This window comes from Hypericibacter terrae (assembly GCF_008728855.1).
Classification (GTDB): Bacteria; Pseudomonadota; Alphaproteobacteria; order Dongiales; family Dongiaceae; genus Hypericibacter; species Hypericibacter terrae.
On the sequence record NZ_CP042906.1, the window covers coordinates 2,346,909 to 2,360,940 of the forward strand.

Sequence of the window (14,032 nt, forward strand, 5' to 3'; positions counted from 1 at the left end):
GGCGGCCGTCAGCCGCGCGCCGCGCGCTTGCGCAACTGCGGGCGGAGGTCGGCGAACTGGGTGTGGAAGTTGCGAAGCGACGCTTCTTCGAGCGCGCGATAGGCCCGGATCAGCTCCAGCCCGATGTCGCTCAGCAGCGCACCCCCGCCGGTCTTGCCGCCCTTGGTCGTGACCACGGGGGGCTTGGTGAAGGTCGAGTTCATCTCGTCGACCAGCTCCCAGGCGCGCTTATAGCTCATCCCCATGGCCCGCGCGGCGGCGGAGATCGACCCTTCGGTGCGGACGTTCTCGAGCAGCGCGATCTTGCCGGGCCCGATCATCAGGCCCGGCGCCAGGGTGAGCCGGATGGCCAGCTCATGCTTGGATTTCAAGCTGGACAGCGGTTCCGAGACGGGTCCCTTGGAAGCGGACCGATGGCGGGCCGGTGCAGTGGTCAAGATAATCCCCCTGTTGGCCGGAAGGGTCGCCTCCCGGCACCCGCCCGGTCTGTCCGCCAAGCTTAAGGGAGCGGGGGCTTCCTGACCAAGCGGCCATCCGGGCCTTCCGTTCCCCGGCGGAGGCTTATCCCAAGGTCCTCGAGGTCGCCATCGAAATCCGCGCCCGTCATTGGAAGAAGGCCGAAAACGCTGGCTTTTCCGGGCATTTAAGCCTCTGGTTTCATCCTTCATCAACCATTCTCGGGCAGGCTTCAATTGCCCCTTTCCGTCTGGAACCGCGAGCACCTGTGACGTCGCAGACGATTCGCTACATGGCCTTCGCCTTCGCCGCGGCCGATCTTCTGATCGAGCTGGATGGGGAGGGCCGCGTCTCGTTCGCCATCGGGGCCGCCAACATTTTCTTCGACGAGGACGAGAAGACGCTCGAGGGTCGCCTCTGGCGCGATCTGGTGGCCGAGGATGATTCGCCGCTGGTCGAGGCGCTGGTCGAAGCCCTCGATGTCGGCGGCCGCTACGGGCCGGTGATGATCCGCCTGCGTGGCCGCCGGCCCGAGGTGAACCGTCGCGTGCTGTTCAATGCCTGCCGCCTGCCGCAGCAGCCCGATCGCATCGCCTGCGCGATCTCGCAGCTCACGGCCAGCGCATTCTCCTCGATCAAGACGCCCGAGGCCACCGGGCCCGGCGGATTGCTGGGCAAGGATGCGTTGAGCGACCGGACTGCGGAGATCGTGGCCGCCTCGAAGGCGCTCGATCTGCGTCTCGCTTTGACGTTCCTCGAATTGCCGGGCCTGACCCGCCTCAAAGGCAGCCTCGACCACCAGAGTGCGCGCAGCCTGATGCAGCGGATCGGTGCCGCCCTGCGCGCCGGGTCGCTGGACGGTCAGACCGCCGGTCAGTTCGCGGATGAGCAGTTCGGCTATCTGCACGAAGCCAACAAGCCCACCCATGCGGTGGTCCACGCCATCGAGAAGCTGACCAAGGACGCCGACCATGAGGGGCAGGGTATCGTCCCGCTGACCCGGAACGTCGAGATGACGGCAGGCGAGCTCAGCCCCGAGGGCATCATGCGCGCGGTCAAATACAGCATCGACAAGCTGACGGAAGGCGGCAGCGACGCCGCGATCGACGGCGGCCTGGCGGCGACGTTCGACGCGCTGGTGAATGCCACCATGGAGCGGATCGACGCCTTCGGTCGCATGGTCAAGCATGACGACTTCAAGATCGTCTATCAGCCGATCGTGGCGCTCTCCGACAAGTCGCTGCATCACTTCGAGGTGCTGAGCCGGTTCGAGGCCGAGACCTCGCCCTATGAGGCGATCCGCTTCGCCGAAGAGACGGGCCTGGTCGAGGATTTCGACATCGCCGTGCTGATGAAGGTCTGCGCCATGCTGGAGGCGGCCGAGACCGATCCCCGCCTGATCGTCGCCGTCAATATCTCCGGCCGGTCGCTGGGAAGCGATCTCTTCGCCGGCCTGGTGCAGCGCGAGCTCGCCCAGCATCCGAAGCTTGCCCGCCGCCTGGCGCTGGAGATCACCGAAAGCGCCGAGATCAAGGATCTCTCGCGGCTCGATGCCATCGTCCAGCGAATCCGCCAGCGCGGCTTCGAGGTCTGCCTCGACGATTTCGGCGCCGGCTCGGCGTCGTTCCAATATCTGCGCGCCCTCAAGGTCGATTGGGTCAAGATCGACGGGCTTTATATCCGGCGCGTGCTGAAGGACAGCCGCGATCGCGCCATGATCGAGAGCCTGGTCGATCTTTGCAAGAAGCTCGGCGTGCGCACCGTGGCCGAGCAGATCGAGAACCCCGACGAGGCGGCGGCACTCCGCAAGATCGGCGTGGAGCTGGGCCAGGGCTGGCTGTTCGGAAAGCCGACCGATCGTCCGACCTACAAGCCGCCGCTGGGTCTTCCGGCGGTCGAGACGCCCACCGCGCCGCGTGTCCGTGCGCGGCGCGGCGGCTTTCGCGAAACCTGGGGCTGACCTTCGCGGTCGGCGGGCTGCGCGGATTTTCCATCGATGTTGCCAAGACGGAGGCCGGCCCGCGCCGAAGCGGCCGGGACGCGGGTTGACCGGGCGGCGGATCGAGCCGACCATGGCACGAGGGCCGGGTTTGGGCTTCGGCAGGCGACGCCTCGGGCGGCATCGCGGCGGAAGCGGATCGGCATGTCCGTTCGTGAGGACAGGCGATGAAAGCTCCTCCCGGCACCCGGCTCGGCCGTTGGATGCCGATCATGCTGACGGTGTTTCTGGGCCTGCTGGCATCGGCGGCAGGGGCCTACCTGTTCTATGACGGGGAGGGCGAGCGGCTCCATCTGGCGCTCGATTATCGCGCGGAATGGCGCGCCAAGGATCTGGAATCGAAATTGCGGGCGGTCGGATCGCCGGTCGGAGCCTTTGCGACCTTTCTCGCGACCGAGCGTTCCGACGGCAAGCCGCTGGATGGCGCCATCTTCGCGCGCTGGGCGAGCATTCGCGGCAACTACATCGACAACAAGCCCCGCGCCTATTACTGGTGGCCTTATCTCTCGGCCCAGCCGGGTCCTGTCGAAGCATCCACCCCGACCTCGGATCCCGGTTTTCAGACGCCGCTGCGATACATCCCCGGCGACGCATCGGACTCGGACAGGCCGCCGGCGCTCGATGCCGATGCCCAGGCCGCGATCCGCGAGGTCCTGATCCGCGCCTGGTTCAGCGGCGCTGTCCGCGTTTCCCGTCCCTATCGCGGCGTGGGCTGGCCCGATGAACGGGCCACCGAGATTATGTTCGCGGCCCCCGTCTATCGGGGCGGCCGCGTTCCCAGCACGATCGCCGATCGGCAAGCCAACATCGCCGGCGTCGTCGGCGCGTCTTTCTCGTTGCACGATGTCTTGGAGAACGCGATCAAGGGCACGCCCCGCCTGACCGAGGTGGTCTATATTTCCGAGCAGCCTTGGCCCGCAAACGAGGCACGCCAGTATTTTACCCGCTTCGATCCGGCGACCCAGCATTTCATCATGGAGGTCGGCACGGTGCGGCCGAGCGATCTCGATGGCATGGTGATCGCCAAGCGGGTCGAAGGGCCGGGGGTCAACGCCTATCTGCTGTTCCAGTTCCTTCCGGCCGAGGTGCAATCCAATCGCACGCCGGGTCCCTGGCTGTTCCTTTTCGCCGGCCTGGTCCTGACCGCGGCGGCGACCAGCTATGTGCGGCGCTCCTTGCGTCGCCGCGACGCCTTGACGGTCGCCGTGAGCGTGAGCGACGCCAGGCTGCGCCGGACCCATCGCGAGCTGGAAGCCGTCATTCAATCTTCGCCCGCGGCCATCGTCTGCATCGACAACCGGCATGCGGTCACCGTCTGGAACATGGCGGCGGAGCGGCTTTTCGGCATCCCGGCGGTCGATGCCGTGGGCAAGCCCTACAGCCCGCCGGCGACGACGCATGACGAGACGGATGCGCCGGATCTGGGGCGCGCCATTGCCGAAGGCCGAATGATCGACGGCACGGCGAGCCTGGTGACGCATGACCGGCGCCGCCGTGACGTCTCCGTGCGATCGGCGACATTGACCAGCGACGAAGACGAACAGCCCGGCGCGGTCTACGTCGTCAGCGATGTGACCGAGGTGATCTTGCTCGAGGATCAGCTTCGTCAGGCGCAGAAGATGGAGGCCGTGGGCCAGCTGACCGGCGGCGTCGCGCACGACTTCAACAATCTTCTGGCGGTCGTCATCGGCAATCTGGACCTGATCGGCGCCGCGTTCAGCGCCGAGAGCCGGAATGCGAGATTGCTCGAGGGTGCGCTGCGGGCGGCGTTGCGCGGCGCCGATCTGACCCGCGCGCTCCTGGCCTTCGCGCGGCGTCAGCCGCTGGAGCCGGCACGGGTCGACGTCAACCAGCTCATCGGCAATGTCTGCGAGTTGCTCGAGCATTCCCTCGGCGAAACGATCGCCGTGGAGAGGGAACTGCAGGCCGATCTATGGCCGGTCAATATCGATGCCGTGCAGCTTGAAAGCGCGCTCACGAATCTCGCCATCAACGCGCGCGATGCGATGCCGTCGGGCGGGCGCCTGCTGATCCAGACCCGCAACACGCGTCTCGACAAGGATTACGCGTCCCGCGAACCGGGGCTTCTGGCGGGCGATTATGTCGTCATCGAGGTGACCGACAGCGGCCATGGCATGCCGCCGGACGTGCTGGCCCATGCCGCGGAACCTTTCTTCACGACCAAGAAGGAAGGAAAGGGTACCGGCCTGGGGCTGGCGATGGTCTATGGCTTCGTCAAGCAATCCTCGGGCCATATGAAGATCTATAGCGAGGTCGGCCGCGGCACCACGATCCGTCTCTACCTGCCGCGCCTGAGCGGAAAATTCAGGGAGACCGGCGTTTCCGCGCCGCCGCCCTCGGCGGTCCAGGTTCACGAGACGGTGCTGGTCGTCGAGGACAATCTCGAGTTGCGCCGCCTCGTGGTCAGCCAGCTTCGCGATCTCGGCTACCGGGTTATCGAGGCCGCCGACGGCGCCCAGGCTCTCGAGATCGCCAACGGCCCGGAAAAGATCGATCTGGTCTTCTCGGATGTGGTGATGAGCGGCCATGTCAGCGGCCTCGATCTGGTGCGGGAGTTCCGCCGCCGCCGCCCGGGCGCGAAGCTCCTGCTCACCTCCGGATTCCCCGGCGCCATGAGCGCCAAGGAACGCGAGCTCGAGCCCGGTTTCGTCGTGCCGATTCTCACCAAACCCTACCGTCGCGAGGAGCTGGCCCGGCAATTGCGCGCCGTCCTGGATCAAGCGGGCTGATCCCGGAGGGCCCCTCCCGTCAGGCGCCGCCGTGGACGCCCTGGGAGCGCCCGGCCCTGCAACCCGCTTGTCAAATTGGCGCCATCTGCGGTCAAGTGCCCCTGGCAACCTCCCTCTAAGAGTGGAGGCAGACGGCTCTGCCGGACGACGGCCGGGGGATCGGGCATGGCGACGACGGAAGTGCTGCCGGCGACGGAGCTGCTGGCACGGATCGGACGAATGGTGGAACGATCGCTCCCGCTCTGGGGGCTTTCGCCCTCCGCCCGCGCGACCATGATCAATCATTCCGAGAATGTGACCTACCGGGTCGACGACCCGGCCAGCGGCGGGCGGTCGATCCTGCGGGTCCACCGCGTCGGCTACCACAGTCAGGACGCGATCCGGTCCGAACTGCAATGGATGGAGGCGTTGCGCCGCGAGGCGGGGGTGGAGACGCCCGAGACCATCCCGGCCAAGGATGGCTCGATCATCCAGATCTTGCGCAGCCCCGAGCTGGACCATCCGCGCCACGCCGTGATGTTTACCTTCCTCGACGGCAAGGAGCCGGCCGAGGATGAGCTGCTGGGCCCGTTCGAGCGGTTGGGCGAGGTCTCGGCCCGGATGCACCGCCATGCCGCCGGCTGGGCGCTTCCGCCGGGCTTCACCCGCCATGTCTGGGATTTCGAGACCGCCTTCGGCGCCAACCCGACCTGGGGCCGCTGGCAGGACAGTTTCGGCGTGGACAAGCCGACCCTGGAGATCCTGGGTCGGATGGAAAAGACCATCGGGCGGCGCCTCGAGCGCTTCGGCAAATCGCGCGAGCGCTTCGGGCTTTGTCACGCCGACATCCGTCTGGCCAATCTTCTGATCGACGGGACCCGCACCAAGGTCATCGATTTCGACGATTGCGGCATCAGCTGGTATCTCTACGACCTCGGCACGGCGTTGAGCTTCATCGAGCATCGTCCGGACGTGCCCGACCTGGTTCAGTCCTGGCTCAGGGGATACAGCAAGGTGATCCGGCTCTCGCGCGAGGAGGAGGCCGAGATTCCGACCTTCATCATGTTCCGCCGCCTGCTGCTGGTGGCCTGGATCGGATCGCATGCCGAGACCGACCTCGCCAAGAGCCTGGGCGCACCCTATACGCAGGGAAGTTGCCGCCTGGCGGAGCGATATCTCAGCCGTTTCGCCTGACACCGAAATCGATCGCAGGGACGAACCCTGCGGGCCATGGGAGGAAATGAACATGCTGACTTCGATCGCAGGACGTTCCGTCGTCGTTACCGGCGCCAGCAAGGGCATCGGCAAGGGCATCGCCCGCGTCTTCGCCAGCAAGGGCGGCAAGGTGCTGGTGGTTTCGCGCCACCTGGCCGAGGCGGAGAAGGCCGCCGACGAGATCAAGCGTGCCGGCGGTACGGCAGCGGCCTTCGCCGGCGACGTCTCCAAGCCCGCCGACATGGAGAAGATGGCCGAGGCCGCTCTCTCGCGTCATGGCGGGATCGACATCCTCTGCACCAATGCCGGGATCTTTCCGGCCGCCAAGATCAAGGACATGACAGCCGAGGATTTCGACAATGTGATCGGCGTCAATCTCAAAGGCACCTTCCTCGCGATCAAGGCCTGCCTGCCGGCGATGAAGCGCAAGGGGCAGGGCCGGATCGTGATCACCTCCTCGATCACCGGCCCGATCACGGGCTATCCCGGCTGGACCCACTACGGCGCCTCGAAGGCGGGTCAGCTCGGCTTCATGCGCACGGCCGCGATTGAACTGGCACCCTTGAAGATCACGGTCAATGCGGTGTTGCCGGGCAATATCCGGACCGAGGGGTTGGACAGCATGGGGCCGGAATACGCGAAGAAGATGAGCGATTCGGTGCCACAGGGCCGATTGGGCTCGGTCGAGGACATCGCCTACGCGGCGCTCTTCCTCGCCTCCGACGAAGCCGCTTATATCACAGGGCAGACCATCATCATCGATGGCGGGCAGATCCTTCCGGAATCCCTGATGGCGCTGGAGGAAATGGCCGTTTCCTGAGAGATCGGTTGAGCGTCGGCGGCGGCCGCGCTCGGCCCAGGGGCTCCGCGCCGGATCTTCGGATTCGGCCGGGGCCCTTTTCATTGCCGCTCGATGACGGTCCCGCGCAAAAGCGTTTGATAGCAATCTAACAAAATTGGCAGCGTCGCAGCCGCTGTCAAAAGCGGCACCGGTTGCTGTCAAGCCGCCGCGAACCGATGCGGCGCATCTTGCCTCCCACCCGTCGCCGGCGATTCCGACGCTTCCGGTCCTGCCGGCGGGGAAGAGTCCCCGAGGGAGCGCGCGCGATGTACGACTACGGCTTCTTCTCCTACGACTCCAAGGAAGAGTTCATCGAGAAATCGAAGAGCTTCTGGAATCCGGGAAAGACCCAGTCCTGGCAGGATTTCGGCGTCGATCTCGTGATCGATCGCCGTGAGGAATATTTCCTCTGGGACATGAGCGGCAAGCGGCTGATCGACGTTCACCTGAACGGCGGCACCTACAGCCTCGGCCATCGCAATCCCGAGCTCATCGCCACCATCGAGCTGGCGATGAAGCATTTCGACATGGGCAACCATCATTTCCCGAGCCTGGCGCGCACGGCGCTGGCCGAGGCGCTGCTCAAGACCTGCGCGCCCAACATGCAGTATGTGATCTATGGCAGCGGCGGCGGCGAGGCGATCGACATCGCCATCAAGTCGGCGCGCCATGCCAAGCAGCGCCGCAAGATCGTCTCGGTCATCAAGGCCTATCACGGCCATACCGGCCTCGCCGTCTGTGCCGGCGACCAGCGCTTCTCCGAGCTGTTCCTGTCCGATCGGCCCGACGAATTCATCCAGGTGCCGTTCAACGATCTGACGGCGATGGAGGATGCGCTGCGCAAGCGCGATGTCGCCGCCGTCATCATGGAGACGATCCCCGCGACCTACGGCTTCCCGATGCCGAAGGAAGGCTATCTGACGGGCGTCAAGCGCCTCTGCGAGAAATATGACGCGCTCTACATCGCCGACGAGGTGCAGACCGGCCTGATGCGCACCGGCGAGATGTGGGGCTGCTACAAATACGGCGTCGAGCCCGACATCCTGGTCACCGGAAAGGGTATCTGCGGCGGCATGTATCCGATCGGCTGCGTGGTCGTCACCGAGGAGTCCGGCGCCTGGCTGCACAAGGATGGCTTCGGCCATATGTCCACCATGGGTGGCGCCGAGCTCGGTTGCATCGTGGCGATCAAGGTGCTCGAGATCTGCAACCGTCCCGAAGTGCGCTCGATGGTGAATTACATCTCCAGCCTGATCGGGCGGCGGCTCGAGCAGATCAAGGCGATCTATGGCGATTTCTTCGTCGGCATCCGCCAGAACGGCGTGGTGATGGGGCTCGAGTTCGACCATCCCAAGGGCGCCATGTATGTGATGAAGGCGCTCTACCGGAACGGCGTCTGGGCGATCTTCTCGACCCTCGATCCGCGGGTGCTCCAGTTCAAACCGGGTCTCCTGCTGACGCGCGATCTGAGCGAGGAGCTGATGGATCGCGTCGAGGTCTCGATCGCGCAGGCCCGGGCCGAGGTTCTCGGCCTCAAGGGCAAGCGGGCGGCAGCGTGAGCTCGGCCATGTCACGGATGCAGCGACGGACGGACGAAAAGGCGCCCGGCGGCCCGCCCGATCTGGTGATCAAGGCCGCCAGCGCCAGCGAGACCATGAAGGACGAAGCCCGCCTTGCGCGCGCCGGCATGATGCTGGAGCGGGGCCGCTGGGCCGCGGCCGCTTTCGCCCGGCTCGACCGGGACAGCACCTTGCGGATCGCCAAGGCCGCCGCCGATGCCGGCTTCGCCAAGGCCCAGCATTATGCGGAGTGGGTGGTCAAGGAGACCGGCTTCGGCGTCGTCGAGCACAAGAAGATCAAGAACGAGCTTTGCAGCCGCGGCATCTACGACTACTACCGCGACGAACCGCTGACCGGCCTCAAGATCGACGCCGAGCGCAAGATCGTGGAAGTGGCGCGGCCGGCGGGCGTGGTGTTCGCGCTGACGCCGTCGACCAATCCGGTTTCCACCGTCTTCTTCAAGATCATGATTGCGCTGCTCAGCCGCAACGCGATCATCGTCAGCCCGCATCCCATGGCCAAGGCCTGCTGCGCCGATGCGGTGCGCTGCATGGCGGAAGCCGCCATGGCCGCGGGCGCGCCCGACGGCGTGGTGCAGGTGATCGACGAACCCAGCATCCCCCTGGTCACGGCCCTGATGGCCGATCCGCGCACGGACGTGATCCTGGCGACCGGCGGCTCGCCCATGGTCCGCGCGGCCTATTCCTCGGGCAATCCCGCGATCGGCGTCGGGCCCAGCAATGTCCCGGTGCTGGTCGATGCGACGGCCGACCTGGCCAAGGCCGCCAAGCGCATCGTCGTCAGCAAGTCCTTCGACAATTCGGTGCTCTGCACCAACGAGTCGGTGCTGATCGCCGAAGCGGCCATCGCCGACAAGCTGCTGCGGCATATGCAGAACGAGGGGGCCTATCTCTGCTCTGAGGAGGAGACCGAGCGGCTTCGCGCCTATCTCTTCCCGGGCGGAAAGTTCAATCTCCGGGCGCTGGGCCGGGATGCGAACACGATCGCCGGGGAAGCCGGCATTCGTGCGCCCGCAAAAACCAGGATACTTCTGGCGCCCTTCGATCTGCCGATGCCGGAGGAGGTCTTCGCGCGCGAGAAGCTCTGCCCCGTGCTGGGCTTCCTGAGGGTGCCCAACGCGCAGCGTGGGGTCGAGGCGGCGCGGGCCTTGTTGCGCTATAGCGGCGGCGGCCATTCGGCCGCGATCCACAGCAAGGATTCGCGGACCGTCCTGGCCTTCACCATGGCCGTCAATGTGCTTCGCGTCGTGGTCAATGCGCCTTGCAGCCAGGGGGCGGCGGGGTTCGACACCAATCTCGCGCCGACCATGACGATCGGAACCGGCTTCTTTGGGCGCAGCTCCATCGGGGAGAATGTCGGGCCGCAGCATCTCGTGCACTGGACCCGCATCGCCTACAACAAGGACGCGAGCGAGGTCTTCGGCGACTATACGCATCTCGAGCCCTGGGACGTGCAGGCGCCGGACGGGACGGAAGGGCTGGCGATGCCGGCACCCCGCCAGGGCGGCAGCGGCGACGATCTCGGCGAGATGCGGGAAGAGATCCGCCAGGTCATCATCGAAGAGTTGCGCAGCCTCTTCATGGGTTCCTGATCCATGGCCGAGTTGCGCTCCTTCATCTTCATCGACCAGTTGCAGCCGCGCACCATGTGCTATCTCGGCAGCTGGATCCGCGGGAGCCTGCCGCGCACCAACATGGCGGCGCAGATCATCGAAGTGGCGCCGGGGCTCGATATCGAGCCAATCACCGACGTGGCCCTGAAACATGCCGAGGTGCAGAGCGGCATCCTCGTGGTCGAACGCCAGTTCGGCTATCTGGAGATCCATTCGCGCTCGACCGCAGCGGTCCGGGCCGCCAGCCAGGCGGTGCTCGAGTTCCTCGACACCACGGCAGACAAGGCGACCAAGCCGCAGATCCTGGCCTCCAAGATCATCACCCGCATCGATCATCTCCATGCCTTCCTGATCAACCGGAACAAGCTGGGCTCGATGATCCTGCCGGGCGAATCCCTGTTCGTGCTGGAGATGCAGCCGGCGGCCTACGCCATCCTCGCCACCAACGAGGCGGAGAAGGCGGCGGACATCAAGGTCATCGACTACCGGATGATGGGTGCTACCGGCCGGGTCTATCTCAGCGGCACCGAGGACAATGTGCGGGCGGCCTCGATCGCCGCCCAGCAGGCGTTGGAGGCATTGCAGTGAGCGATCGGAAATCGGGCCTGGATCGCGAGGCGATGCGCCGGATGGTTCGCGAGGTGTTGCGCGACGCCCTGCCCGAGGCGATCAAGGGCAGCGCTGCGGCGAAGGCCGCCGCGCAGAAGGTCGTGGCGAACGCGCCGGCGCCGGCTCGGGCCGAGCCGGCTGCCAAAACGCCCGCGCCGGGCGCATCACCCTCTCAGGCCCGCCAGAGCGCCGGAGAGGAAGTCTCGCTCCAGAGCGACCAGGAGCTGGCCCAGTTCGTGCGCCGGATCGTGCATCTCCTGGAGAATCCGGCGACGCGCGAGGCCGTGAAATCCGGTCGTCATGCCTTCCGGCTGAAGCGGTTCTCGTCCTCGTCGTCTGCGGCGTCTTCCGGCCGTCCGGCGGGTGCAGTCGAGAAGATCGCCAAGGGTGTCGTCAAGGAGAACACGGTGGTCGACGCCGCCAAGGCAGGCGCGCGGCTGGTCATCGGCCGAGGCGTGGTGGTCACGCCGCTGGCGCGCGACAAGGCGCGGCAGTTGGGTGTGCAGATCGAGAGGGACGTCTGATGTTGCGCGCGACGGTCAAAGGCAATGTCTGGTCAACCAAGCGCCTGAAGGAGATTCCCAGCGGCGCCATGCTGGAGGTCGAGCTCGACGACGGGAAGGGGACCCGCCTGGTCGCCTTCGACGTGCTGGGCTGCGGCATCGGCGAGCGCGTGCTGGTATCCACCGGCTCGGTCGCGGCCGCCTGGTTCCCCGGCAAGGCGCCCCCGCTGGACGCGCTGATCATCGGCTCGATCGACGAGCCGTCGAAGAATGGCAAGAACGCCAAATAGATTGATTTGAACCGCTATCCATCGAGCAAGGAGAGAACGATGTCGAACGCAATTGGAATGATCGAGACGAAGGGTTATGTCGCGGCCCTGGCCGCGGCGGATGCCATGGTCAAAGCCGCCAATGTGGTGATCGTCGGCCGCGAGCAGGTCGGCGACGGGCTGGTGGCCGTGATCATCAATGGCGATGTCGGCGCCGTGAAGGCCGCGACCGAGGCCGGTTCCGAGGCCGCCAACACCGTTGGCGAGCTGATCTCGGTGCATGTGATCCCGCGGCCGCATCCGGACCTGATCAAGCACTTCACCTCGGTGCCGAAATAACCCGGATCGCCGACGGCGGATCGAGCCCCCGGCCGGCTGGCCGGGGGAGTGACGGAACCTGCGGACGGGCCCGCTGACGATGACGGAATTGCGCGTCTATCTGATGGTGGAGAATCTCCAGCCGCAGTTCGCAGCCTATCTGAGCTCGCCCACGCGGGCGCGAGGCTACCCGCCCGTCCAGGGTCAGCATTCGTTGATCATCGAGGTGGCGCCGGGACTGGCGATCGAGCGGGTAATCGACCTGGCGCTCAAATCGGTGCCTGATGTCGAGCCCGGCATCCTCTTCGTCGAGCGGCAGTTCGGCGTGCTGGAGCTGCATTCCAGCGACCTGGCGGCGCTGAAGCGGGCGGGGCAGGCGATCCTCGAGGGGATCAAATCGAAATCCGCCGATCAGCTCCGGCCGCGGGTTCTCTACACCGACGTGATCGAGGACATCACCGACCAGCATGCGGTCATCATCAACCGGAATCGCGAGGCCTCGATGGTGATGCCGGGCGAGACTCTGCTCGTCTGCGAAATGGTGCCAGCCTTGTTCGCCGCGGTCGCCGCCAACGAGGCGGAGAAAGTGGCGCCCGAGAACACGTTGGTGAATGTGCAGATGATCGGGGCCGCCGGGCGCCTCTATATCAGCGGGCCGACCGCGGGTGTCGTCCGGGCGCGAGACCGGATCGCCGAGGTGCTCCAGGCGATCGAAGGCCGCAGCCATTAATGGCTTGTCGAGGTCTCGATCCGCGAAATCTCAGTTCCGGATCGCGGCGGAGGACCGCTCCAGCCGGCGGGTGAGGGCGCATTGGCGCCGGTAATGGGCCGGCGCCATGCCGGTCCATTGCCGGAAGGCGCGGCTGAAGGCGCTGAGCTCGGAATATCCGAGCAGGAAGGCGACCTCGGTCAGGGGGATATGGGGCTCCGCCACATAGCGCAGCGCCAGATCGCGCCGCGAGCCGCGCACCAGATCGTTGAAATTGACATCGAGGTCGTGAAGGCGGCGATGCAGCGTCCAGCTCGTCAAGCCGAGCTCGGTTGCCACCTTCTTGATGCTGGGATTGCCGTGCTGCAGCTGGATCTCGATCTTCTGGCGCACCAGCGCCACCAGGTCGTCGGGCCGCGCGCGCCGGCAACGGCCGCTCATGAAAGGTTCGAGCAGCGAGAACAGGGATGAGTCCGGCTCCGGCATCACGCAGTCGAGATCGCTGCGGCGGAACACGACCGAGTTGAAGGGCTGCGAGAAATAGATCGGCGTATCGAACAACGCCTCATGTTCGCGCGGCTCCGGCGGCCGGGGATGCTCGAAATGGATCTCGAGCGGCCGCCAGTTGCGGCCCAGCGCATGCCAGAAGATGTTGCAGAACATGCCGATCGACAGCTCCGCATCCTGGCGGCGCCGGCTGATCCGGCCGTCCTCGATGCGGTAATCGAGATAGACCAGGTCGCGCTCCTCGCGCAGCGTCATGGTCGTGTTCTGCTGATGGGCGGGGAAATAGCGGCAGAAATTCCGCAGCGCGGCGGCGAGGGTGGGCGAGTTGACGGCCAGATAGCCGATCGCGCCCAGCTGCTTGGGCTTGAAGCCATAACCGAAGCGCAGGCCGAAATTGTCGTAGCGGGTGTGGCGGGCGGCCTCTTCGAAGAGCTGGCAATATTGCGCCAGGCTCAGCTCGTTGAAGGGGCTGTCGAGGCTGTGGGCATCGACATGGACGGTCTCGAAGACGCGTCCGGCATCTCCGCCGAGGGTGGCGATCAGCTCCGCGATGCCGTTGGCGGCGGATGCGAGGATCTGCGGCCCGGCTCCGATGCCCGGCGAACCTTCCGGCAAAACGACGCCCATGATTCCTCCCGGCTCCAGCAGAGGTGCCGCCAGCGGTGATGCGCCGGCGCCAGGGAA

At 66.0% G+C, this 14,032-nt stretch carries 13 protein-coding genes; 11 read left to right on the forward strand and 2 right to left on the reverse strand.

Annotated elements, in window-relative coordinates; genetic code table 11:
- Positions 1 to 8 precede the first annotated feature (8 nt).
- The gene (locus FRZ44_RS10855; RefSeq protein ID WP_225308648.1) at positions 9 to 371 is read right to left on the reverse strand and encodes a winged helix-turn-helix domain-containing protein; all 363 of its coding nucleotides are present in this window, start codon (positions 369 to 371) and stop codon (positions 9 to 11) included.
- Positions 372 to 724: 353 nt separating this feature from the next.
- Here FRZ44_RS10855 and FRZ44_RS10860 point away from each other — a divergent pair, with 353 nt between their 5' ends.
- From FRZ44_RS10860 to FRZ44_RS10910, 11 genes are all read left to right on the forward strand, one after another.
- Positions 725 to 2,416 (forward strand): EAL domain-containing protein, encoded by a 1,692-nt coding sequence (locus FRZ44_RS10860; protein ID WP_151177201.1) that lies wholly within the window; start codon positions 725 to 727, stop codon positions 2,414 to 2,416.
- Positions 2,417 to 2,622: 206 nt separating this feature from the next.
- Positions 2,623 to 5,205: an ATP-binding protein gene (locus FRZ44_RS10865; protein ID WP_151177202.1), complete on the forward strand. Its 2,583-nt coding sequence runs from the start codon at positions 2,623 to 2,625 to the stop codon at positions 5,203 to 5,205.
- Between the two features lie 165 nt (positions 5,206 to 5,370).
- Positions 5,371 to 6,378, forward strand: coding sequence for a phosphotransferase enzyme family protein (locus FRZ44_RS10870; protein ID WP_151177203.1), 1,008 nt, complete (start codon positions 5,371 to 5,373; stop codon positions 6,376 to 6,378).
- 52 nt (positions 6,379 to 6,430) lie between these two features.
- Positions 6,431 to 7,219, forward strand: coding sequence for a 3-oxoacyl-ACP reductase FabG (gene fabG, locus FRZ44_RS10875; protein ID WP_151177204.1), 789 nt, complete (start codon positions 6,431 to 6,433; stop codon positions 7,217 to 7,219).
- Positions 7,220 to 7,506: 287 nt separating this feature from the next.
- Entirely contained in the window at positions 7,507 to 8,799 is a 1,293-nt protein-coding gene (locus FRZ44_RS10880; protein ID WP_151177205.1) for a class-III pyridoxal-phosphate-dependent aminotransferase, read from the forward strand.
- Positions 8,800 to 8,807: 8 nt separating this feature from the next.
- Positions 8,808 to 10,412: an aldehyde dehydrogenase family protein gene (locus FRZ44_RS10885; RefSeq protein ID WP_225308649.1), complete on the forward strand. Its 1,605-nt coding sequence runs from the start codon at positions 8,808 to 8,810 to the stop codon at positions 10,410 to 10,412.
- A 3-nt stretch (positions 10,413 to 10,415) separates the two neighbouring features.
- Entirely contained in the window at positions 10,416 to 11,021 is a 606-nt protein-coding gene (locus FRZ44_RS10890; RefSeq protein ID WP_151177206.1) for a BMC domain-containing protein, read from the forward strand.
- The gene (locus tag FRZ44_RS10895; protein ID WP_151177207.1) at positions 11,018 to 11,566 is read left to right on the forward strand and encodes a hypothetical protein; all 549 of its coding nucleotides are present in this window, start codon (positions 11,018 to 11,020) and stop codon (positions 11,564 to 11,566) included. Before FRZ44_RS10890 ends, FRZ44_RS10895 begins: the two co-directional genes overlap by 4 nt.
- Positions 11,566 to 11,835, forward strand: a complete 270-nt coding sequence (locus FRZ44_RS10900) for a EutN/CcmL family microcompartment protein (protein WP_151177208.1) — start codon at positions 11,566 to 11,568, stop codon at positions 11,833 to 11,835. Before FRZ44_RS10895 ends, FRZ44_RS10900 begins: the two co-directional genes overlap by 1 nt.
- A 39-nt stretch (positions 11,836 to 11,874) precedes the next feature.
- Entirely contained in the window at positions 11,875 to 12,153 is a 279-nt protein-coding gene (locus FRZ44_RS10905; protein WP_151177209.1) for a BMC domain-containing protein, read from the forward strand.
- Positions 12,154 to 12,232: 79 nt separating this feature from the next.
- Positions 12,233 to 12,862 carry a microcompartment protein gene (locus tag FRZ44_RS10910; protein ID WP_151177210.1) on the forward strand — a complete coding sequence of 210 codons (630 nt, stop codon included), beginning with the start codon at positions 12,233 to 12,235 and terminating at the stop codon, positions 12,860 to 12,862.
- Between the two features lie 30 nt (positions 12,863 to 12,892).
- On the opposite strand, the gene qhpR is transcribed toward FRZ44_RS10910, so the two are convergent.
- Positions 12,893 to 13,975: an AraC-like transcriptional regulator QhpR gene (gene qhpR, locus FRZ44_RS10915; RefSeq protein ID WP_151177211.1), complete on the reverse strand. Its 1,083-nt coding sequence runs from the start codon at positions 13,973 to 13,975 to the stop codon at positions 12,893 to 12,895.
- Between the last annotated feature and the right edge of the window lie 57 nt (positions 13,976 to 14,032).

Bases quoted from the DNA above. Each gene is read 5' to 3' on its own strand.
- FRZ44_RS10865 (WP_151177202.1), top strand. From the start codon at position 2,623: ATGAAAGCTCCTCCCGGCACCCGGCTCGGCCGTTGGATGCCGATCATG.
- FRZ44_RS10870 (WP_151177203.1), top strand. From the start codon at position 5,371: ATGGCGACGACGGAAGTGCTGCCGGCGACGGAGCTGCTGGCACGGATC.
- fabG (WP_151177204.1), top strand. From the start codon at position 6,431: ATGCTGACTTCGATCGCAGGACGTTCCGTCGTCGTTACCGGCGCCAGC.
- FRZ44_RS10880 (WP_151177205.1), top strand. From the start codon at position 7,507: ATGTACGACTACGGCTTCTTCTCCTACGACTCCAAGGAAGAGTTCATC.
- FRZ44_RS10885 (WP_225308649.1), top strand. From the start codon at position 8,808: ATGTCACGGATGCAGCGACGGACGGACGAAAAGGCGCCCGGCGGCCCG.
- FRZ44_RS10890 (WP_151177206.1), top strand. From the start codon at position 10,416: ATGGCCGAGTTGCGCTCCTTCATCTTCATCGACCAGTTGCAGCCGCGC.
- FRZ44_RS10900 (WP_151177208.1), top strand. From the start codon at position 11,566: ATGTTGCGCGCGACGGTCAAAGGCAATGTCTGGTCAACCAAGCGCCTG.
- FRZ44_RS10905 (WP_151177209.1), top strand. From the start codon at position 11,875: ATGTCGAACGCAATTGGAATGATCGAGACGAAGGGTTATGTCGCGGCC.
- FRZ44_RS10910 (WP_151177210.1), top strand. From the start codon at position 12,233: ATGACGGAATTGCGCGTCTATCTGATGGTGGAGAATCTCCAGCCGCAG.
- qhpR (WP_151177211.1), bottom strand. From the start codon at position 13,975: ATGGGCGTCGTTTTGCCGGAAGGTTCGCCGGGCATCGGAGCCGGGCCG.